We start from the raw sequence: 21,812 nt of genomic DNA, 5'->3' as shown, positions 1-21,812 counted from the left end.
GGGCACAAAAACATCAAAAAACTAGCATCAAAGACAACGAAACCCAATCCCTGCAAGGGATTCAATAAATAATAGCCAATGTAAACTCGCACGTAAAAGTTTACATTGGCTTTTTTGATTGGAGGAATGCAAATGACCCATAAAACCTTATGGCATCAAGAAATACAACGAACTCGCCTAGCCTATGGCATATCACAAAATAAATTAGCTGTTGCCACTGGTATCAGCCGTCCGTACTTGAGTGAAATTGAAACTGGAAAAATCCAGCCGAGCTTACACATTAAACAAAAAATTCAAGACACTTTAGATCGTTACAATCCAGATTATCCACTGGAATTATTGTTTGACTATGTTCGGATTCGTTTTCCCACAAACGATGTGGCAGCTATTTGCCATGAACTATTACGTATCAATATGGATTATATGCTCCATGAAGATTATGCTTTTTATTCTTACACAGAGCAGTATCGTTTTGGCGATATTATTCTTATGACTTCTCATGATGCTACGAAAGGGACTCTCTTAGAATTGAAAGGCAAAGGCTGTCGGCAATTTGAGAATTTTTTGCTGGCACAACATCGGAGCTGGTTTGATTTTTTTCGATCTAGCACCAATGAAAATGCCGTATTCAAGCGAATTGATCTTGCCATCAATGACAAGGTGGGCATCTTAAATATCCCTGCCCTCGCCCAAAAATGTGATAACGAAGAGTGTGTTTCTATTTTTCGTAGTTTTAAAAATTATCGAAGTGGTGAGCTGGTACAACGTGAAGAAAAAATGGGCATGGGAAATACTTTATACATTGGTTCCTTAAAAAGTGAAGTCTATTTCTGTTTGTATGAAAAAGACTATGAGCAATACGTTAAAAACAATATTCCAATTGAAGATGCCGAAGTAAAAAATCGCTTTGAAATTCGTTTGAAAAATGAAAGAGCGGCTCATGCCATCAAAGACCTAATCCAATTCTGTAACGCTGAGAAAACGGCGTTTGAAATTATTAATCGCTATATGCGTTTTGTTGACAAAGACGAAACTAAACGGCGAAGCCATTGGGAAACTTCCAAAGATTGGGCATGGTTTCTAGGAGAAGATCGTGGCGCTTTGCGCTTAACCACAAAACCTGAGCCATATACTTATGAGCGAACTTTTAACTGGCTACAGCATCAAGTTGCACCAAATTTAAAAGTGGTTCAAACATTGGATCATTTAAAAGGGACAACTATTCTGAATAGTTTGATCCAAGACGCCGAACTCACTGAGAAACATGAAAAGCTGATTGAACAATTATCTGCCTTGATTGAGGATGTGACGCTATGAGCCAATTGACGGAATCGTTAAAGAAATATGGCTTTTTCTGTGGTATTGAGTTGGAGGTTTATGTATTAGATACAGGACACTTTACTTCCTTGATTATAGAGGGCACTAAACAACAAGGGCGCTACCCTTATCTTTATGATTTTTACAAACAAACTTTTTATCCCTTCCGTCAAAACAAGATCACTGTTTATGGCGAAAAGCTCACCCCTGCTCAGCTTTTACAACGAGTGGAGCGCTATTTTACCAACCGAAAAAAATATACAGACAAAAGGAGAACGAAATAATATGAACTTTGGACAAAATCTTTATAACTGGTTTTTAAGCAACGCCCAATCCTTAGTGCTACTTGCTATTGTTGTGATTGGTTTATTTTTAGGATTTAAACGAGAATTTTCAAAATTGATTGGTTTTTTAATTATCGCTTTGATTGCCGTAGGTCTTGTCTTCAATGCAGGCGGAGTGAAAGATGTGTTACTGAACCTATTCAACAGAATTATCGGCGCATAGGAGGGATTCATTTGGAAATGCAAGTTTATGTTGCCAACTTAGGCAAATACAATGAAGGTGAACTGGTGGGAGCTTGGTTTACCCCACCTATTGATTTTGATGATCTAGCGGAAAAAATTGGATTGAATAATGAATATGAAGAATATGCCATCCATGACTATGAGCTGCCTTTTGATGTAGATGAATACACACCTATTGCAGAGATTAATCGCCTTTGTGAAGGTATCTCAGAGTTAGAAGGCACTGCAATCTATGAGGAGTTAAAAGAAATCAAGTCGATGTGGTTTAGCAGCTTCGATGAGCTGATAGACAATAAAGATGATATTATCTCTTATTCCGATTGTGACTCGATGGAGGATGTCGCCCGATATTTAATCGAAGAATCTGGACAACTTGGTGAAGTGCCAGCCAACTTACAAAACTATATTGACTACCAATCACTTGGTCGTGATATGGAAATTGAAGGAAATTTTTTAGTGACTTCTCATGGTGTTTTTGAATATACTAATTAGTTTACCTTTATGAAAAAAGAAGATAAGGCGATTTATTTTTATAAGTAGATTGCCTTTTTCATTATCTAAAAAAGGAATGATCCAATGAAAAAAATCAGAAGCTACACCAGCATTTGGTCAGTGGAAAAGGTCATTTATGCCATTAACGACTTACAACTTCCCTTTCCAATTACTTTTACGCAAATGACATGGTTTATCGTGTCACTATTTGTCGTGATCCTCTTTAGTAATGTTCCACCGTTGTCACTGGTTGATGGGGCATTACTCAAATATATTGGACTACCAGTTGGACTCACATGGTTTATGAGTCAAAAAACTTTTGATGGCAAGAAGCCTTATGGATTTTTAAAATCCGTTATCACTTATGCCCTGCGCACTAAGCTGACCTATGCAGGAAAAAAAGTTAAGCTACACAAAAAACGAGTTCGTGAAGCCATCACGATTGTAAGGAGTGAAAGACATTATGGCGTATCCTATTAAATACATTGAAGATAATTTAGTCTTCAACCACGATGGGGAATGTTTTGCGTATTATGAATTGATTCCCTATAATTACAGTTTTTTGAGTCCCGATGAAAAGTATCAAGTTCATGATAATTTTCGTCAACTGATTGCCCAAAATAGAGATGGCAAAATTCATGCGCTACAGCTTGCTACAGAATCCAGTATTCGAGCCACACAAGAACGATCCAAAAAAGAAGTTACAGGTCGTTTGAAAGAAGTGGCTTACAACAAAATAGATGAACAAACCGAAGCGTTAGTTTCCATGATTGGTGACAATCAAGTTGACTATCGCTTTTTTATTGGCTTCAAACTCTTACTGAATGAACAAGAAATCTCTGTCAAAAACATGGGCGCTGAGATCAAAAAAGCCATCCAAGAATTTTTCTATGGTGTGAACCATAAACTCATGGGGGATTTTGTGTCCATGCCAAAAGATGAAATTGATCGTTTTTCTAAGATGGAACACTTGCTGGAAAATAAAATTTCCAGACGGTTTAAAGTCCGTGCCTTAGATAAAAATGATTTTGGCTACATCATTGAACATATTTATGGGCAGACTGGTATTGCCTATGAAGAATATGAATACCACTTACCTAAGCGATACAAAGAAAAAGAAGTGCTTGTGAAAAAATATGATTTACTCAAACCAAGTCGCTGCTTGATTGAAGAAAATCAGCGCTTCCTGCATATCCAACATGAAGACAGCTCAACCTATGTGGCTTATTTTACGATCAATTCTATTATTGGCGAATTGGACTTTCCCAGCAGTGAAATCTTTTATTACCAGCAACAACAATTCACCTTCCCAATTGATACCAGCATGAATGTAGAAATTGTTGCCAACAAAAAAGCCCTCACCACTGTGCGAAATAAGAAAAAAGAATTGAAAGATTTAGATAGTCATGCTTGGGAAAGTGACAATGAAACCAGCACCAATGTGGTAGATGCCTTGGATTCTGTCAATGAATTAGAAAGTACCTTAGACCAAAGTAAAGAATCTATGTATAAACTCAGCTATGTGGTGCGTGTGTCGGCTAAAGACAAGGAAGAACTCAAACGCCGTTGTGATGAAGTCAAAGATTTTTACGATGATCTTTCAATTAAGTTAGTTCGTCCTTTTGGCGATATGATGGGGCTACATCATGAATTTTTACCAGCGAGTCAGCGGTATATCAATGATTATATTCAATATGTGACTTCGGATTTTTTGGCTGGACTTGGTTTTGGCGCTACCCAAATGCTCGGTGAACACGAGGGCATCTATGTAGGCTACAACCTTGATACAGGAAGAAATGTGTACTTAAAACCAAGCCTTGCCAGTCAAGGGGTTAAAGGCTCTGTAACCAATGCCTTGGCTTCGGCTTTTATTGGCTCACTTGGTGGCGGAAAATCTTTTTCAAATAATATGTTGGTCTATTACGCTGTGCTATTTGGTGGACAAGCCGTGATTGTTGATCCAAAAGCAGAACGTGGCGGCTGGAAAGATACCTTGCCAGAGATTGCCCATGAAATTAATATCGTCAATCTAACCAGTGAACCAGAAAATAAAGGCTTGCTTGATCCTTATGTCATTTTAAACCGCAAAAAGGATTCAGAGAGTTTAGCCATTGATATTCTTACCTTCCTCACTGGTATTTCTAGTCGAGATAGTGAACGATTCCCTGTGCTGCGAAAAGCCATTCGGAATGTCACACAAAGTGAGCAGCGAGGATTGTTGCTGGTCATTGATGAACTACGGAAAGAAAATACCACGATTAGTCAAAGCATTGCCGATCACATCGAGAGTTTTGTAGATTATGATTTTGCCCATTTATTATTTAGTGACGGTACCATCAAACAGTCCATTAGCTTAGAAAAACAATTGAATATCATTCAAGTTGCTGATTTGGTATTGCCTGATTCTGATACTTCTTTTGAAGAATACACCACAATGGAATTATTGAGCGTGGCAATGTTAATTGTCATTAGTACCTTTGCATTAGATTTTATCCATTCGGATCGCTCGATATTTAAAATCGTAGATTTAGATGAAGCATGGAGTTTCTTACAAGTGGCACAAGGAAAAACCTTATCTATGAAGTTAGTTCGTGCTGGTCGTGCCATGAACGCTGGTGTTTATTTCGTTACCCAAAATGCCGATGACCTTCTGGATGAAAAAATGAAAAATAATATTGGATTGAAATTTGCTTTTCGCTCTACTGATATGGTGGAAATCAAGAAAACACTCGAATTTTTTGGTGTAGACAAGGAAGACGAAGCCAATCAAAAACGATTGCGTGACTTAGAAAATGGGCAATGTTTGATTTCTGATCTCTATGGTCGTGTAGGTGTCATGCAATTTCATCCGATTTTTGAGGACTTGCTTCACGCCTTTGATACACGTCCACCGAGAATTGAGGTGGAGTAGATGAGGACTCGCCCTGCCCTTTTTTCACACAAATGGATCAAACGACTGTTTCTCATTTTTCTGATTATTGTCGGACTGATTTTATTCCTAGCAAGTGTCGGTACCATTGCTCAAGCTGCTGGCTTAGTGGATGAAACAATTAATGCCAACAATGAATATTCGATGTATGGACTCGAACATTATCAATTGGATTTCTATGTGGATAACTCATGGGATTGGCTGCCGTGGAACTGGACAGATGGGTTAGGAAAATCCGTCATGTATGGCTTATATGCCATTACCAATTTTATTTGGACGATTTCTCTTTATTTATCCAATGCCACAGGCTATCTAATTCAAGAAGCCTACAGTTTAGATTTTATAAGCCAAACCTCCGATGCCATTGGTAAAAACATTCAAACAATCGCAGGCATTTCTCCCAGCGGATTTTCTTCCTCTGGCTTTTATGTTGGCTTTTTACTGATTTTGATTTTAATTCTAGGGATTTATGTTGCCTATACAGGAATTTTGAAACGAGAAACGACAAAAGCGGTTCGTGCCATTTTGAATTTTGTAGTGGTCTTTATTTTATCAGCTTCTTTTATTGCTTATGCGCCTGATTATATTGGCAGGATAAATGATTTTTCTAAGGATGTCAGCAATGCCAGCTTGGAAGTAGGCACCAATATTGTCATGCCTGATTCAGAAACCAAAGGCAAAGATAGTGTTGATATGATCCGTGATAGTCTATTTTCGATTCAAGTCAAGCAGCCGTGGTTATTGTTGCAATACGGTAGCACGGATGTAGATAGTTTAGGCGCAGATCGGATAGAGAATCTATTGTCTACTAGCCCAACCACGAACAATGGCGAAGATCGAGAGACGATAGTCATTGAAGAAATCGAAGACCAAGACAATACCAATTTGACCATCACCAACACCATTTCTCGTTTAGGGACGGTGTTCTTTTTATTTCTCTTTAATATCGGCATTTCCATTTTTGTCTTTTTATTAACAGGGATCATGATATTCTCACAAGTCTTATTTATCATTTTTGCCATGTTTCTGCCAGTCAGTTTTTTACTCAGTATGATTCCAAGCTTTGATGGAATGGGCAAGCGTGCCATCACTAAATTGTTCAATACGATCATGGCACGAGCTGGCATTACTTTAATCATCACGGTAGCTTTTAGTATTTCTACCATGTTGTACTCATTATCTGCCACCACGCCATTTTTCATGACGATGTTTTTACAGATTGTTACCTTTGGCGGTATCTATTTTAAATTAGGCGATATTATGAGCTTATTTGCCTTACAGAGCAATGACTCACAAACAATGGGACGGCGTTTCTTCCGTAAACCTCGAATGTTTATGAACCGACAATCTCGTAAACTCCAACGAAATTTACGCCAGTTAGGGAAAAATTCTCCCACAAAGAATCCTCGGAAAACGCCGACACCAGCACCGAAACAACAAGAAACGAAAAAACAGGAAGAAAAGAAAACCACGCCGAAAAATCAAGCGCCAAAAAATGAACAAAAACGGCAATTGAAACCAGCTTCTAGTGTGCCGCAAAAGCCAACTTCCACCACGCCTAAAAAAGAAGCTGAAAATCAACAACTACAACAAAAAGATAGTGCAGCAGCACAAAAGAAAGATACAACACTGAAAAGTAAGCGGCAATTAGTCACAGCCAATAAGGATAGCCAACAATCCGATGCCCAAGTTGAGAATAAAACATCTCAGCGTGATCGTATACATCCTGCAAGACAACGGCGACAAACGATTGCCCAGCAGCGTTTAGCACAAGATCAACAAAGAAAACCACAGAAAAAATATCCACGCTCACCAAGCAGTGTGCCAGCAAGTGAGAAAAAAGAACGTAAAAATGCACCAGTTTCTAGTAATCGTCCCCAACCAACGGTTTCACCAGTTTCTAGAACTGCAAACAAAAATCGGCAAAACATTGCAGCAACAACCAATAAAGACTCTTTAGAAAAACTGCCGCATCAATCCAAACAACCTGTCAATCATTCAATAAAAGATCAGCGTGTAGCACAGACGAAACCATCACCTCCTGTGACTAAGAGTGAACAAAGCAGACCATTACAACAAAATGTAGCCGCTAAAAAAGCAAAGCAAGGAACTACTAAAACCACTGTAAAAAAAGCCATAACTCATTCAGCTAAAACAGGGAGGAAGAAAAAATGAAATTAAAATCTCTCGCAATTTCTAGCCTGCTTTTCTCCCTCTTTTTTGGCTTTCTCTTATTTATGGTGGTGGTTTTTGCGGATGAAGACGACAGCAGCAATCAGAATACTGCCGATCTTGGCGGTTTAGCTGTATCTGCCGAAGTCTTGAAACATAAGCCGACAGTTGAAAAATACTGTAAAGAATTTGGTATTGAAGACTATGTCAATTATATTTTGGCAATCATTCAGGTTGAGTCTGGTGGCACCGCAGAAGATGTGATGCAAAGCTCGGAATCTCTTGGGTTGCCACCAAATAGTTTATCCACTGACGCATCCATTAAACAAGGCTGCAAATATTTTAGCCAACTTGTGGCTTCTGCCAATCAATTAGGTTGTGATATCAACAGTGTGGTGCAATCTTACAATTATGGTGGCGGTTTTTTAAACTATGTCGCAACTCGTGGAAAAAAATATAGTTATGAACTAGCAGAAAGCTTCTCTAAAGATAAAGCTGGAGGGGTAAAAGTCACCTACACGAATCCAATTGCTGTGCCAATCAACGGCGGTTGGCGCTATAACTACGGCAATCAATTTTATTATCTTTTGGTTGCCCAATATTTAACACCCACACAATTTGATGATGCTACAGTCCAAGCCATCATGGATGAAGCTTTGAAATATGAAGGGTTTCCCTATGTGTATGGTGGTTCAACACCTGCCACTTCCTTTGATTGTTCTGGCTTTACTCAATGGTGCTTTGGTAAAGCTGGACTTTCATTACCAAGAACTGCGCAAGCACAATACAATGCTTCCAGCCATCTATCTCTAGCTGATGCCAAAGCTGGTGATCTTGTCTTTTTCCACTCAACCTACAGTACTAGCGATTATGTCACACACGTTGGCATCTATTTAGGCAACAATAAAATGTTTCATGCAGGATCACCTATCGGTTATGCCGATTTATCGAATAGCTATTGGCAAGCTCATTTGATTGGCGCTGGTCGTGTAACCAACTAACGGAAAGGAATTTACCTACTATGTTCTTTAAAAAGACCACAGAAAAAGTACCTAAACAGAAAAAAATCCCAACCATCAAAGTTGGGACACATAAAAAGCTCACCCTCGCCTTATGGCTATTGCTGATTGGCAGTATGAGTTTTGGAATTTATAAAAATTTTACGGCGATTGATCAACACACAGTTCATGAAAAAGAAATTATTGAGCAAAAAATCGTGGATAACAATGCCATTGAGCGCTATGTTGAAAATTTTGCGGCTGTTTATTTCTCTTGGGCGCCTGCTCAAGAAGCCATTGACCAGCGTACCAAACAACTAGAAAATTATTTCACCGAAGACTTGCAGCAATTAAATGCAGATGCGATTCGCTCAGATAGTCCCACAACTTCCAAGGTTACAAAAGTTCAAATTTGGCATCTGGATCAAGTTCCTGACACCAACGATACAAAAGTAACCTTTTCAGTTGAACAACAGATTAAAGAAGGTGAAGAACAATCGACTGTTAAATCTAGTTATCATGTAGTCGTTCATACGGACAAGCAAAATCAACTGGTCATCATCCAAAATCCAACGATGGATGCGACTTCCTCAAAATCTAATTATGCGCCTAAAAAAGTTGAAAGTGATGGGACGGTGGATGCCGCAACAACCGAAGAAATCACCGAGTTTTTAGAAACCTTCTTCACCCTATATCCAAAAGCAACTGAAAGTGAACTGGCCTATTATGTCAGTGATGATGCGCTTCCTGTTATCAATAAAGACTATGTATTCGTGGAGCTAACTGATTCTATTTATTCTAAAAAAGGAGATCAAATAACTGCAACTCTTACTGTGAATTATCTGGATCAAACTACGAAAATGAACCAATTTGCACAGTATTATCTATCGCTAAAAAAAGATGATAACTGGAAAATCATAAAATAATAACATTATAACCACCAAGAACTATTTATTTATGGGGGATTAAGCATTGGATAAACTACCAAATAGAAACTTAACAATAGCTCTTTTAATGTTCTGATAATTATTTTTACCCTAATAATTTGAAATGAATAGACTGAACTTGGTGTCAAATCTTTTTAGTAGCACTTTTTTGATTAGTATTTCTATTTTTAACCATGTAAACACCTTTTCAATCCTTAAATGAATAACCAGCAGCTCCACTATTAAAAAAGTTGAGCACCTAGCTATCTGTTTTTTGTCTACTGTTGTAAACTTTAGGTAAATAAAAATGAAAGAAGTGTTCCACTTGGAAATGACTTACGAAAATAAAATACGGATTAGTGATTCTGAATGGGAAGTGATGCGAGTCATCTGGACATTGGGAAGTGCAACAGCACAAGACATTTTAAATGCTCTAGGAAATGCTATGGATTGGAAGACTGCCACAGTGAAAACCCTGCTACGTCGCTTGGTCGATAAACAAGCATTGGAAACTAGAAAAAATGGGAAAAAATTCATTTACACACCTCTAATATCTGAAGAGCATACGATTGATGTCGTAACAGAAGACCTATTTTCAAAGATTTGTGCCAAGAAAGTTGGTACTACAATTGCTGATATCGTTCAACAATATGAGTTGACGCAAGAAGATATTGATTTGATTCAACAACAATTAACAGAAAAATCACCTGCTACAATTATTCAATGTAATTGCCTGCCAGACCAATGTAATTGTTAAACAAAAATAGAAAACTACTGTTGAGAAATTTCTTAACAGTAGTTTTTTTAGGTTTTATCGTTTACAAATGTAAACGATAGTGATACATTATATTCATGGTTACAAATGTAAATGAATTGAGGTTGAATAAAATGTCTACTTATCGGTTAACTATTTACACACGTCCCTTGTGTTCAGATTGCCAAAATTTGAAAAAATATTTAAGCAACTATCACATCCCTCACCAATTATTTGAAGTAAAGACTCCTGAGGATGAAAAAAACATGGTAGCTGTCACAGGTAGTAAAATTGTACCTGGATTGGTTTTTAAGAAACGCAGTCTATTTCAAAATAGAAAAGTTTTGATTGGATTTGACGCAAACCGAAATAAGATTGAACAACTCGTTAAACAGACGAGTTAATTTTTTTAAACTTTCCCGTTGACAATTGTAAACGGAAATAGTAAAGTGCTTCTTGTAATCAATGTTTACAATTGTAAACGAAGAGGTGGAAATATGAACATTGCAAAATCGGAATGGCAAGTTATGAGGATTCTCTGGTCAACGCCGGGGTTATCCAGTAATCAAATTTTTGATTATATTTCCAACGACAAAAAGTTGACTTGGAAAAAAACGACAGTAAAAACATTACTTTCTAGGTTGTTGAATAAGAAAATTTTGTATGTAGTAGTTCGAGGAAGAACCTACTTCTACTATCCAACTATTTCCGAAGAGGAAGCTTTAGGTGGAATCACAAACGAATTTTCTGAGGGGATTTGTGCTCTACAACTACCAAAGGCTATTTTACAACTCATTGAAAGAACTAAGTTGAGCAACAAAAATATTGAAGAGTTAGAACATTGCTTAAAAGAAAAAAAGCAGTCAGCAGAAATCGAGATCACTTGTAACTGCTTATAAAAACGATTCTAGGGGGAAACGAAAGATGATGAATGAAACTTTTTTAATAGACGGTATGACTTGTGCTTCTTGTGCGCAGACGATTGAAGGTGCCGTCCAAAAAATGAAAGGCGTTCAGTCAGTATCCGTCAATTTGGCGACAGAAAAAATGCTAGTAGCCTTTGATGGGGCAACGATTTCTGAAAAAGATATCGAGAATGCTGTTGATCACACAGGTTACAAAGCGAAAACAATCAAAGAAGACTCAGGTGTGACCTTTGATATCGAAGGTATGACTTGTGCCTCTTGTGCTCAAACCATCGAAAAATCTGTAAATAAACTAGATGCCGTCCAAAGTGCTAGTGTTAATCTGGCTTCAGAAAAGATGAGTGTCCATTTTGATACAAGTTCACTTAACACCGATGACATTATTCGTGCTGTTCAAGACGCTGGTTACGATGCTAAGGTCAGTATTGACTCTTCCGATGCTACAGAAGATCAAGCTGCAAAAAAACAAGCTCATATCAAAAATATGTGGCGCCGTTTCTGGATTTCTGCTGTATTTACGATTCCTGTTTTATATATTGCCATGGGAGAAATGATTGGTTTGCCTATACCAGAAATCATCAATCCAATGATGCATCCAGAAGCCTTTGCGACAGTTCAGTTAGTTTTAACGTTGCCAGTTTAGGTCGTTCATTCTTCCAAGTTGGTTTTAAAGCCTTGTTCAAAGGCCATCCAAATATGGATTCTTTAGTTGCTTTAGGTACAAGTGCAGCAGTTGCTTATAGTTTATATGGTACCGCTCTGATTTATCAAGGGAACACTCACTTTGCCATGAATTTGTATTATGAGAGTGCGGCCGTTATCTTAACTCTAATTACATTAGGAAAATATTTTGAAGCAGTGTCTAAAGGAAAAACTTCGGAAGCAATCAAAAAGTTGATGGGTTTGGCTCCCAAAACGGCTCGAGTTATTCGTAACGGCGAAGAAGTTAAAGTTGGTTTAGAGAATGTTGTCACAGAAGATATTGTCGTAGTACGCCCTGGTGAAAAAATCCCAGTTGACGGTATTGTTATTGAAGGCAGTTCAGCAATTGATGAATCGATGATTACTGGTGAAAGTTTACCAATTGAAAAACACATAGGAGATTCAGTTATTGGAGCCAGTATCAATAAAAACGGGACGTTTCGTTTTAAAGCCACTAAAGTAGGAAAAGATACAACTCTATCACAAATTATCAAGTTAGTGGAAGATGCGCAAGGTTCTAAAGCCCCAATTGCAAAAATGGCCGATAAAGTTTCTGGTGTGTTTGTACCCATAGTGATTGGTCTGGCGATTTTAGCAGGACTGGCTTGGTTCTTTTTAGGTCAAGAATCTTGGATTTTTGCCTTAACAATTACGATTTCTGTCTTAGTCATTGCCTGCCCTTGTGCTCTTGGGTTAGCAACCCCTACAGCTATTATGGTGGGAACTGGTAAAGGCGCTGAAAATGGTGTGCTCATAAAAGGCGGTGACGCATTGGAATCAGCACATAAAATTCAAACCATTGTCTTTGATAAAACAGGCACAATCACTGAGGGAAAACCCGTTGTGACAGATATTCTTGCTTACAATGGCTATGATGATGAAGCTGTATTGACGATTGCTGCTTCTGGAGAAATGGGCTCTGAACATCCATTAGGAGAAGCAATTGTCGAAGGAGCGAAAGAAAAAGGTTACACACTGAAAGAGTACACTAATTTTAAAGCAATTCCGGGTCATGGGATTGAAGTAACAATTGATAGGAAAACTGCCCTTCTAGGCAATCAAAAATTGATGAGTGAACAAAACATTGAACTCTTTGATGCTGTCGTTGCATCAGATAGATTAGCTTCTGAAGGAAAGACACCCATGTTTATTGCCTCAGACGGTAAACTAATTGGAGTTGTTGCAGTAGCAGATACAATTAAAGAAAATAGTGTTGCAGCAATTGAAAAATTACATCAAATGGGGATTCAAGTTGCCATGATTACTGGCGACAACAAGCGGACTGCCGAAGCGATTGCTAAACAGGTCGGTATTGATCGAGTCTTCAGCGAAGTGTTACCAGAAGATAAAGCCAATGAAGTGTCTAATTTACAAGCGGAAGGTTTGAAAGTCGCTATGGTTGGTGATGGTATCAATGATGCCCCTGCCCTTGCTCAAGCCAATGTCGGCATTGCTATCGGTTCAGGAACTGACGTTGCCATTGAATCTGCTGATATTGTGTTAATGCGCAGTGATTTAATGGATGTGCCAACGGCTATTGAATTAAGTCGAGCAACCATCAAAAATATTAAAGAAAATTTGTTCTGGGCCTTTGCTTATAATGTTCTAGGTATTCCAGTGGCTATGGGAATATTACACTTATTTGGTGGGCCACTATTGAACCCAATGTTAGCTGGGGCTGCAATGAGTTTTAGTTCCGTTTCCGTGCTCCTAAACGCTTTACGCTTGAAGAGATTTAAACCATCAAAAGCTAAAGCATAATTTAATTTGGTAATAAAATTAAAAAATAAAGAAAGAAGCGATCAAGATGAACAAAAGTTATGAAATCGAAGGATTAAAATGCCAAGGATGCGCAAATACTATAAAAGAACAATTTGGAAAAGTTGCTGGAGTTGAATCTGTTGAAGTGGATGTCGACACAAAGACGGCTACAGTTAGTGGAAATTTCAATGAACAAGAACTGACAGATTCTTTAAAGGAAACCAAATACGCTATAAAATAGTCTGAACATGAATTTTGAAAAATCGAATATCTTGCAAATTAAGAGTGGAGCGATCCACTCTTTTTTGTTTTCCTCTATCTTACAATGTGTAAAACTCTTTTAAGCCAATGTTTTTTCCATTTTAAAAAAATAAATAAAAATTGTTGACATATGAATGAACTTTCATATATAATTCTTCTTGTACATATGAATATATATTCATGTGATATCTTCTAAACCAGAAAGGAAGTTTTAAGATGGAAAAAACAAACTTAGATGTTCACGCACACGACGGACATGATCACGAGCATGAGGAACATAACCACGATCACAGTCATAGCGGCAAATTTACAACAATTATGTTCTTTGTAGGAGTCGCAGCTTTTATTGCGGGATTTCTTCTTGAAGGAAATAATGAACTATACGCAGCCATTGCCTTTTTGATCTCTGTTGTCACAGCGGGCTATCATATCATTTTGGAAGGCATTGGTGATACTTTTAGAAATTCTATTGCAGCTAAAAAATTCCAACCTAACGTCCATTTCCTAATGGCTTTAGCCACAGCTGGTGCCATTGCGATTGGTAACTTTGAAGAAGCGGCTATGTTGATTGTCATTTTTGCAGGAGCCCATTTCCTTGAAGAATATGTTGATGGCAAGAGCAAACGAGAAATTACAAATCTATTAAACATGAATCCAACAGAAGCACGAATTCTATATCCTGATGGTACAACGAAAGTGGTGCCTGTTGATCAAGTCAAAGTTGGTGACACGTTACAAGTTTTAAACGGTGCCCAAGTTCCCACAGATGGTGTTGTGTTGAGTGGTACTACTGCCATTGATGAATCTTCAATTAATGGCGAAAGTATTCCAAAAGAAAAAACAATTGGTGATGAAGTATTTGGCAGTACGATTAATGGAGCTGGTACCTTCACCATGGAAGTCACGAAAGATAGTTCAGAAACAGTCTTTTCAAAAATCTTGCAAATGGTCAACCAATCACAAAAAAGTTTAACGAAAACAGCGACCTTGATTCAACGCTTGGAACCAAAATATGTCACGATTGTTTTAGCGTTATTCCCATTAGTATTACTAGCTGGCCCATATATCTTTGGTTGGTCTTGGGAGTTAAGCCTTTATAGAAGTATGGTCTATCTGATTTCAGTTTCTCCTTGTGCTTTAGCAGCCAGTGCGGTGCCAACGACTTTAGCGACAATCTCCAATTTATCTAAAAAAGGTGTGCTAGTTAAAGGCGGTGCCTACCTCTCTAAACTACAAGACTTAAAAGCCATCTCATTTGATAAAACTGGAACGCTGACAAATGGTAAACCAGTTGTCACAGATTATTCCTTTGAAAAAAGTTTAGATGAAGCAGCATTAGTTGATTTAGTTGTCGCCATGGAAAAACAATCGAATCATCCATTGGCAACAGCAATTATCAATAAATTTCCTGATCGCAGAACAGTTGAAATAGCTGTGGAAAATGAAGTTGGACGTGGCTTGTCAACAATTTATCAAGGAAATACTTACCGTATTGGGAAGCCTTCTTCCTTTAAAAATGTGTCCTTTGTCTACAGAAATCAAGAAAAAGAATTGTCCTCTGAAGGTAAAACCGTTGTGTATGTTGGTAAGGACGAACACGTGATTGGATTGATTGCTTTGATGGATGTTCCGAATCAATATGCGAAAAATGCTATTTCCTATTTCAAAGGTGCTGGTCTTCATACAACAATGATTACTGGTGATGCAAAATTAACTGGTGAAGCTGTTGGCAGACAAATCGGCGTTAATGAAGTGGCTGCAAATGTAATGCCTGAGGATAAAGCAAGCATTGTTCAAGAACAACAACGTAAATATGGTTCAACAGGAATGTTAGGCGATGGAATCAATGATGCACCAGCACTTGTGACAGCGGATGTAGGTGTTGCTATGGGTGATGGGACCGATGTTGCGATGGACGTAGCGGATTTAGTTCTAATGAAAAATGATTTATCCAAATTGGTTTATGCCCATAAATTAAGTAAAAAAATGGATAAAGTTACTTGGCAAAATATTTTCTTCTCCATGTTTGTTGTGGTGTCATTAGTTAGCTTGAATTTCCTAGGCAAAATGGATATTACCTTCGGTGTAATCATGCATGAAGGTAGTACAATCGTAGTTATCTTAAATGCTTTAAGAATGTTGCGGACTCCTAAGAAATTTTTATAGTAGAAAGTTAGGAGAGTGATTTGGAATGGACGCCATAACTGTTGACGTAAAACTATATCCAACGGAAGAAGCCATTGATCGCGGAATTGCCCTATTCCATGTGCTAAAGAACAAGATTCGGCTAAAAATATTATTGTTATTGACGATTCGAAAACGAACTGTAAAGGAATTAGAGAATGAAATTGCGGAATCTCAATCCGCAGTTTCACATCAATTAGCAATACTAAAGGAAATGAAATTTGTCTGTTCAAAGAAAATAGGACGGAATCAACTGTATTCTATTTATGATAAACATATCGAATCAATTATTGATTTAGCCATTGCTCATGGCAAAGAAAATTGTGAAAAATAAAAAATTATTGCATGGTCTACAATTAGAAAAATTGAAATATAAAAAAATACGGAGGTCTTTACTTATGGAACATCATAAAAATCATCAAATGACTCACGATACAAGCGGGAAATTACCAGAAGGAATCAAAACAGCGCAGCATCCTAAATATCCTTTAGGTACAAAAGTGATTTTAGATTCAGATCATATGCAAGATATGATTGGTGCAGAGGCCACAGTAGTTGGTGTGTTTGATACACACTCCTATGCGGTTACCTACATAGATACTGATTCTGGAATGGTAATGGAAAATCACAGATGGGTCATTCAAGAAGAAACAAAAGAAAATAGTCCTGCTATTCAAGTTGGGGATACCATAGTGATTCAGACAGATCATATGTCAGGAATGGACGGTGCAACTGCTACTGTTGACGAAGTTATAGATGAACCTATCTATATGGTGGATTATATTTCGACCGAAACAGGAGAAGTAATTGAAAATCATAAATGGGTCAGCGAGAGTGAAATCAGAGGCACCGTTTGAAAATACTCTAAAGATTCAATGGAGAAGTGATCTGGAATGAAATTTTTTTAAAGTAAATTTCTAGATTTCATTCCAGTAAATACTTCAAATGCAAGTTGGATTAGCCAGTAATAAAGGAGAAAAAGAATTGGAAAATAGTAGAAAAGTAATAGAGAATATTTATTGGGTTGGTTCCTCAGATAGGCGGTTAGCACTTTTTGAAAATCTGTTCCCTGTCACAAATGGGGTATCCTATAATTCATATGTGATTTTAGATGAAAAGACAGCATTGATGGATACTGTCGATTCATCAGTCTCAGCAATATTTTTACAAAATATTGAAGCAGCACTACAAGGGAGAGAGCTGGATTATTTAGTTATTCATCATATGGAACCTGATCATTGCGCGAATATGGAAGAAATCGTGAGACGGTATCCGAAAGTTAAACTAGTTGGAAACGAGATGACCTTCCGGTTGCTTGAACAATTTTATCCTATTCAGGCACAGGATAATTACTTGTTTGTTAAAGAAGGTGATGAGTTAAATCTAGGTACACATAACTTGTCTTTTGTGATGACACCGGGTGTTCATTGGCCAGAGGTGATGATGTCTTACGAACAAACCAATAAACTGCTTTTTTCAGCCGATGCTTTTGGAACATTTGCTTCGATTGATGGCAATTTATTCACTAACGATTTGGATTTTGAAGGGAGAATTTTTGAGGAAGCCCGCCGCTATTATGTAAACATTGTTGGACGGTTTGGTGCAAATGTCTTAATGGCACTTAAAAAGCTGAAAGATTTAGAAATTCAGATGATTTTACCTCTTCATGGACCTCTCTATAATTCAGATACGACTATTCATAAAATTATGGCTGCTTATTCCAAGTGGGCAAGCTATGAACCTGAAGAAAAAAGTGTCCTAGTTCTCTTTGGTTCAATGTATGGTAATACGGAAAATGCAGTGGATATTTTAGCTGGGAAACTTTCCGAAAAAGGTGTAAAAAATATCAAAACTCATGATATTTCAAGAATTGATCCTTCCTATATCATGGCTGATATGTTTAGGTATTCTAATATTGTTTTTGCTTCACCTAATTACAATACGAGCCTGTTTCTAAAGATGGACAACGTCATTAGAGAAGCTCTTAAGCTCGATATCAAGAATCGTAAGCTATCTTTTATTCGGAATTTCAGTTGGGGTGGATCAGCTTTAGAAATTATGCTAGATTACTTTGGTAATGAAGAAAACTTTACAATAGTGGGAGCACCCGTTGAGATTAATTCATCAGTGAAAGAAGCAGATGTAAAAAAACTAGACGAACTTGCACATAGTATCATGGATTCTTTAGGAGAGGAAAGATAGGTTGAATAACTTACAGCATATTTTATTGCTCATTTGTTAAAGGAATAAGTATTGGAGGAAAAATTATTGACAGAATCTATATGGATTCTATGTCCAATTTGTGAATCTAAGACTAGAACTAAAATATTAAAGAAAACAACATTAGTGTATTTCCCTTTATATTGCCCAAAATGTAAACAAGAGAAAATTATAAATGTTGATTCATACAAAATAACAATCATTAATGAGCCAGACGCCAAGACGCAGAGCCGATAACAAGAAGGAGCATATCCTTTAAGTTATCGGCTTTTTTCGGTTTTTTATTTCATTAGTTAGGCATCAGCTTCAAGAGGTTCGATCATGACTAATTTAATTACTTTATCACTCAATTTAATCACATTGCTCTTAGCACATTTTTGTCTTCGGATAAAATTGTGCTTTTTTTATTTTTTTTTCGATTTTATCGAAGATTCACCTTCTACCAATCGTGATAGGAGTGAAAGGGATTTAGGACTGCCCTTTACGTTTGGAAAGGAGGTGAATCTCAAATGAAATCTTTGAATCACGAAAAAAATATAGAGCATCAATTTGATAGTTATTGTAAAACAGTTCTAAGAAATTTTGCCCGAGATATCTATACTTCTGAGAAGTTCCATAATAGCTTATTTGTTTCATTAGACACTCTTACTGACGAACAGCTAGCGAGGTTTAGCATTTCTGATGAATATAGTTCTGATTATTTTCATTTTCCTACAATCGAAAATGATGTTCTTATAAAGGATTTCCTGATTGCTCAAGCAATTACTTCACTATCTAAACAAAAGCAAGATATTGTTTTACTTTCCTACTTTCTTCACTTAACCAATGTAGCAATCGCAGATTTAATGGGCTTATCTGAAAGCACCATTCATTATCACAAAGTAAATGCGTTGAATGAACTAAGAATTTATCTGGAGGAACATGAAGATGTTGAAGACTAGAAAATACAAACTGATCCCATTTCATCTTCTTGCTGATGCAAAAGAAGGAGATGTGGAATCCATTAATCAAGTAATTGAACATTTTAGACCATACATGAGGAAACTTTCTCAAAAGAAGACATTTGATGAGTACGGAAACTCTCGTAGCCAAATTGATCCTGAGATAGAAAAACAATTAGAAACCAAACTAGTTCTTGCAATTTTGAGGTTTAAGTTGGATTAACCAAGTCACCATGTATCTGTGATTGTGGTACATGGTGAAATTAAATATTTGAGTAATTACTTTTCTATCATAGTTCATAAATAATTATGGATTTTATTAGGCAAGTAATTGCCATTGATCTTTGACAACTGAATAACACATTTTTGATTAACCTTCCCCATTATTCGAGCTGCCGCACAGATTCGCATTGAGCGGTAAAAATCTGATGCTAGCCTTATTTTCGACAATTAAGGTGCCATGACAATAATGGAACATAATGATACTCACACTCGAAAAAGTGTCTTGCTGCTAACTACAGGGAGAGGTGAAATGCCTGTGTGCTTTGCCAAAAGCAGATCAAAAATGTATAACGAACAAAAGATAGGAGTGAAAAAATGGTTGGTCTATTATCAAATTTTTTATTTTTTCTACTTGGTGGTGTATTTGGTGTAGCAATTATGTGTATTGTCCAAATCGCTGCTCAAACCGATCGAGAATTTCAAACAACTCAAAAACAAAAATCATCTGTGAATAGTAAAAAAGACTAAAAAAATGCGAGTATTACAGAGCAAAATACACCCGACTTGTTACCCACATTCCGTGATTATAGTATAATCAGATTGTTAGGTTAATAAGTCTACTTTTGTTCTACCTGTCACGAAAGGAGTCTATAATATTTATGGTAGAAGCGACTATAAGCAAGGAGCAACAAAAAAAGACCTATACAATAGATGAAATCGCCAAACAGCTTGATATTAGCATGAAATCAGCATATGCGTTAGCAAAGTCTGGAGCTTTCCATTATGTGAGAGCTGGAAGAGCCATACGAGTATCTAAAGAATCTTTCGATAGATGGTTAAATCAATGAATTTAAACATTTAAGGAGAGAAAATTATGGCTTCAATAACAAAACGAAAATCTAAATTTGCAATAGTCTACTGGTACTTAGACGGCAATGACATTAGAAAACAAAAATGGGAAACTTGCAACACAAAAAAGGAAGCGAAAGCTAGGAAAGCTTTTATCGAGTTTTATCAGCAGACAAATGGGCTCACGCTCGTTCCATTGAGCGAACAATACAAAAAGGAACTTGAGGATGCTAAAAAGGAATTAGACACTCCTGATTCTGATATTACTCTGAGCGAATTTCTCGATATTTTTGTGAATATTTATGGTGTTTCAAAATGGTCTGCAAATACCTTTAGCAGCAAAAAATCTTCAATCAGCAACTATATCAAGCCCATTATCGGTAACTGGAAGTTAAGTGACATCACAACTAAAAATCTCTCTAAGTATTACAATGATTTATTAAGTGTTCCAGAGGTACCTCGGTCTAATCGAAAAGCAACAGGAAGATGCGTTCAACCAGCCAACATTAAAAAGATTCATGACATCATTCGTTGTGCATTAAATCAAGCTATCTTATGGGAATATTTAGATACTAAGATGCGAAACCCTGCTTCATTAGCTATATTGCCAAAGATGCCTAAAAAAAGACGTGCTGTTTGGACAATTGATACTTTTAAAAAAGCTATTTCAGTAGCCGATGATGATTTGTTGCTTATCTGTATGCACTTAGCCTTCTCTTGCTCCATGAGAATCGGTGAGATCACTGGACTGACATGGGATGATATTATTATTGATGACCAAGCCATTGAGGATGGTAATGCTAGGGTTATCATCAATAAGGAACTCAGCAGAGTACCCTTAGAAGCTATGCAAAAGCTAAAAGAAAAAGATATTATCAAAGTGTTCCCTACTCAAAAGCCCCATGCAACTACTCGATTAGTATTGAAGACACCAAAAACTGAAACAAGTAATCGAGTGGTTTGGCTTCCTAAAACAGTTTCTCTTTTGCTCCGTAATTATAAAGATGAACAAACTGAACTAAAGGAATTTTTAGGAACGGCTTATAATAACTTTGATTTAGTAATTGCCTTAGATAACGGAAACCCTGTTGAAAGCCGTATCGTTCGTGATAGGTTCCAAGCACTATGTGAAGTAAATGATCTCGAAATGGTCGTATTTCATAGCTTACGCCACCTTAGCACGGGTTATAAACTAAAAATGACTAATGGTGACGTTAAGTCTGTTCAAGGCGACACTGGTCACGCAGAAGCTGAAATGGTAATGGATGTTTATTCGAGAGTCATTGATGAAGATAGGCGCTTAAATGCTAAAAAATTAGACGAAAAATTTTATCATTCATTGAATGAATCTGACGAGACAGTTAAACAAACTAGCTCAACAGAAAAAGATAATTTCGTAGCTAACTTGATGGAATTTATGGCTGATGAAAAAAATAGAGAGCAGCTTCAACAAATGCTTAACCTTGCTAACAATTAAGCGATTGTGATTCTTGCTAACAAAAAGTGTTAGCAAATTCCGTAAAAAAGCTAAAATTTTTAATTTGAAAAAATGGTTGTTAGCAAAACTTTCGCTAACACAAAATTAAAAATGAAAAAATCAGATAAAGTCCTTATAATTGTGTAAAAGTAAA

The 21,812-nt window shown here is 37.0% G+C and carries 23 protein-coding genes and 1 pseudogene; all 24 read left to right on the top strand.

What is annotated here, in order from left to right; genetic code table 11:
* Positions 1-132 precede the first annotated feature (132 nt).
* The 24 genes and pseudogenes from mobT (at position 133) to xerC (ending at position 21,658) form a co-directional block, all read left to right on the top strand.
* Complete coding sequence (mobT, locus tag HMPREF2731_RS01115) at positions 133-1,317, top strand: MobT family relaxase (protein WP_070872114.1); 1,185 nt, start codon at positions 133-135, stop codon at positions 1,315-1,317.
* Positions 1,314-1,601, top strand: a complete 288-nt coding sequence (locus HMPREF2731_RS01110) for a hypothetical protein (protein WP_070872111.1) — start codon at positions 1,314-1,316, stop codon at positions 1,599-1,601. The genes mobT and HMPREF2731_RS01110 overlap by 4 nt, the downstream gene beginning before the upstream one ends.
* 1 nt (position 1,602) lies before the next feature.
* Positions 1,603-1,824, top strand: a complete 222-nt coding sequence (locus tag HMPREF2731_RS01105; RefSeq protein ID WP_068996104.1) for a hypothetical protein — start codon at positions 1,603-1,605, stop codon at positions 1,822-1,824.
* Positions 1,825-1,835: 11 nt separating this feature from the next.
* Positions 1,836-2,336: an antirestriction protein ArdA gene (locus HMPREF2731_RS01100; RefSeq protein WP_070872109.1), complete on the top strand. Its 501-nt coding sequence runs from the start codon at positions 1,836-1,838 to the stop codon at positions 2,334-2,336.
* 84 nt (positions 2,337-2,420) lie between these two features.
* Positions 2,421-2,816, top strand: a complete 396-nt coding sequence (locus tag HMPREF2731_RS01095) for a conjugal transfer protein (RefSeq protein ID WP_070872107.1) — start codon at positions 2,421-2,423, stop codon at positions 2,814-2,816.
* A complete protein-coding gene (locus HMPREF2731_RS01090; RefSeq protein ID WP_070872105.1) occupies positions 2,800-5,247 on the top strand; it encodes a conjugal transfer ATPase TcpF in 2,448 nt (815 codons plus the stop codon). Before HMPREF2731_RS01095 ends, HMPREF2731_RS01090 begins: the two co-directional genes overlap by 17 nt.
* Positions 5,248-7,440 (top strand): CD3337/EF1877 family mobilome membrane protein, encoded by a 2,193-nt coding sequence (locus HMPREF2731_RS01085; protein ID WP_331708945.1) that lies wholly within the window; start codon positions 5,248-5,250, stop codon positions 7,438-7,440.
* A complete protein-coding gene (locus HMPREF2731_RS01080) occupies positions 7,437-8,438 on the top strand; it encodes a bifunctional lytic transglycosylase/C40 family peptidase (protein WP_070872103.1) in 1,002 nt (333 codons plus the stop codon). Before HMPREF2731_RS01085 ends, HMPREF2731_RS01080 begins: the two co-directional genes overlap by 4 nt.
* 20 nt (positions 8,439-8,458) lie before the next feature.
* Positions 8,459-9,361, top strand: coding sequence for a conjugal transfer protein (locus HMPREF2731_RS01075; protein ID WP_070872101.1), 903 nt, complete (start codon positions 8,459-8,461; stop codon positions 9,359-9,361).
* Positions 9,362-9,692: 331 nt separating this feature from the next.
* Positions 9,693-10,118, top strand: coding sequence for a CopY/TcrY family copper transport repressor (locus HMPREF2731_RS01070; RefSeq protein ID WP_141762853.1), 426 nt, complete (start codon positions 9,693-9,695; stop codon positions 10,116-10,118).
* 95 nt (positions 10,119-10,213) lie between these two features.
* Positions 10,214-10,519, top strand: a complete 306-nt coding sequence (locus tag HMPREF2731_RS15450) for a glutaredoxin domain-containing protein (protein WP_371113393.1) — start codon at positions 10,214-10,216, stop codon at positions 10,517-10,519.
* Positions 10,520-10,612: 93 nt separating this feature from the next.
* Positions 10,613-11,014 carry a BlaI/MecI/CopY family transcriptional regulator gene (locus HMPREF2731_RS01065; protein WP_070872097.1) on the top strand — a complete coding sequence of 134 codons (402 nt, stop codon included), beginning with the start codon at positions 10,613-10,615 and terminating at the stop codon, positions 11,012-11,014.
* 25 nt (positions 11,015-11,039) lie between these two features.
* Positions 11,040-13,504: pseudogene (locus HMPREF2731_RS01060) on the top strand (heavy metal translocating P-type ATPase).
* A gap of 46 nt (positions 13,505-13,550) precedes the next feature.
* The gene (locus HMPREF2731_RS01055) at positions 13,551-13,745 is read left to right on the top strand and encodes a heavy-metal-associated domain-containing protein (RefSeq protein WP_070872095.1); all 195 of its coding nucleotides are present in this window, start codon (positions 13,551-13,553) and stop codon (positions 13,743-13,745) included.
* 236 nt (positions 13,746-13,981) lie between these two features.
* Positions 13,982-15,931, top strand: a complete 1,950-nt coding sequence (locus HMPREF2731_RS01050; RefSeq protein ID WP_070872093.1) for a heavy metal translocating P-type ATPase — start codon at positions 13,982-13,984, stop codon at positions 15,929-15,931.
* A gap of 25 nt (positions 15,932-15,956) precedes the next feature.
* Entirely contained in the window at positions 15,957-16,283 is a 327-nt protein-coding gene (locus tag HMPREF2731_RS01045; RefSeq protein WP_083325455.1) for an ArsR/SmtB family transcription factor, read from the top strand.
* Between the two features lie 64 nt (positions 16,284-16,347).
* Positions 16,348-16,806, top strand: coding sequence for a YdhK family protein (locus HMPREF2731_RS01040; protein WP_070872091.1), 459 nt, complete (start codon positions 16,348-16,350; stop codon positions 16,804-16,806).
* Positions 16,807-16,933: 127 nt separating this feature from the next.
* Positions 16,934-18,151 carry an FprA family A-type flavoprotein gene (locus HMPREF2731_RS01035; RefSeq protein WP_141762850.1) on the top strand — a complete coding sequence of 406 codons (1,218 nt, stop codon included), beginning with the start codon at positions 16,934-16,936 and terminating at the stop codon, positions 18,149-18,151.
* A gap of 66 nt (positions 18,152-18,217) precedes the next feature.
* Positions 18,218-18,406: a cysteine-rich KTR domain-containing protein gene (locus tag HMPREF2731_RS13955; protein ID WP_083325453.1), complete on the top strand. Its 189-nt coding sequence runs from the start codon at positions 18,218-18,220 to the stop codon at positions 18,404-18,406.
* Between the two features lie 272 nt (positions 18,407-18,678).
* Positions 18,679-19,110, top strand: coding sequence for a sigma-70 family RNA polymerase sigma factor (locus HMPREF2731_RS01025; protein WP_070872085.1), 432 nt, complete (start codon positions 18,679-18,681; stop codon positions 19,108-19,110).
* Positions 19,097-19,333, top strand: coding sequence for a helix-turn-helix domain-containing protein (locus tag HMPREF2731_RS01020; protein WP_176747847.1), 237 nt, complete (start codon positions 19,097-19,099; stop codon positions 19,331-19,333). Before HMPREF2731_RS01025 ends, HMPREF2731_RS01020 begins: the two co-directional genes overlap by 14 nt.
* 374 nt (positions 19,334-19,707) lie before the next feature.
* A complete protein-coding gene (locus HMPREF2731_RS13950; protein ID WP_083325451.1) occupies positions 19,708-19,860 on the top strand; it encodes a DUF3789 domain-containing protein in 153 nt (50 codons plus the stop codon).
* A 131-nt stretch (positions 19,861-19,991) separates the two neighbouring features.
* Positions 19,992-20,180: a helix-turn-helix domain-containing protein gene (locus HMPREF2731_RS01015; RefSeq protein ID WP_070872083.1), complete on the top strand. Its 189-nt coding sequence runs from the start codon at positions 19,992-19,994 to the stop codon at positions 20,178-20,180.
* Positions 20,181-20,206: 26 nt separating this feature from the next.
* A complete protein-coding gene (gene xerC / locus HMPREF2731_RS01010; RefSeq protein ID WP_070872081.1) occupies positions 20,207-21,658 on the top strand; it encodes a site-specific integrase in 1,452 nt (483 codons plus the stop codon).
* Positions 21,659-21,812: the final 154 nt, after the last annotated feature.

It is taken from the genome of Enterococcus sp. HMSC072F02 (genome assembly GCF_001837725.1).
GTDB classification, from domain to species: Bacteria; Bacillota; Bacilli; order Lactobacillales; family Enterococcaceae; genus Enterococcus_B; species Enterococcus_B lactis.
Note: the sequence above shows the minus strand (reverse complement) of the source record. Positions and strands in the feature narration are given on the sequence as shown.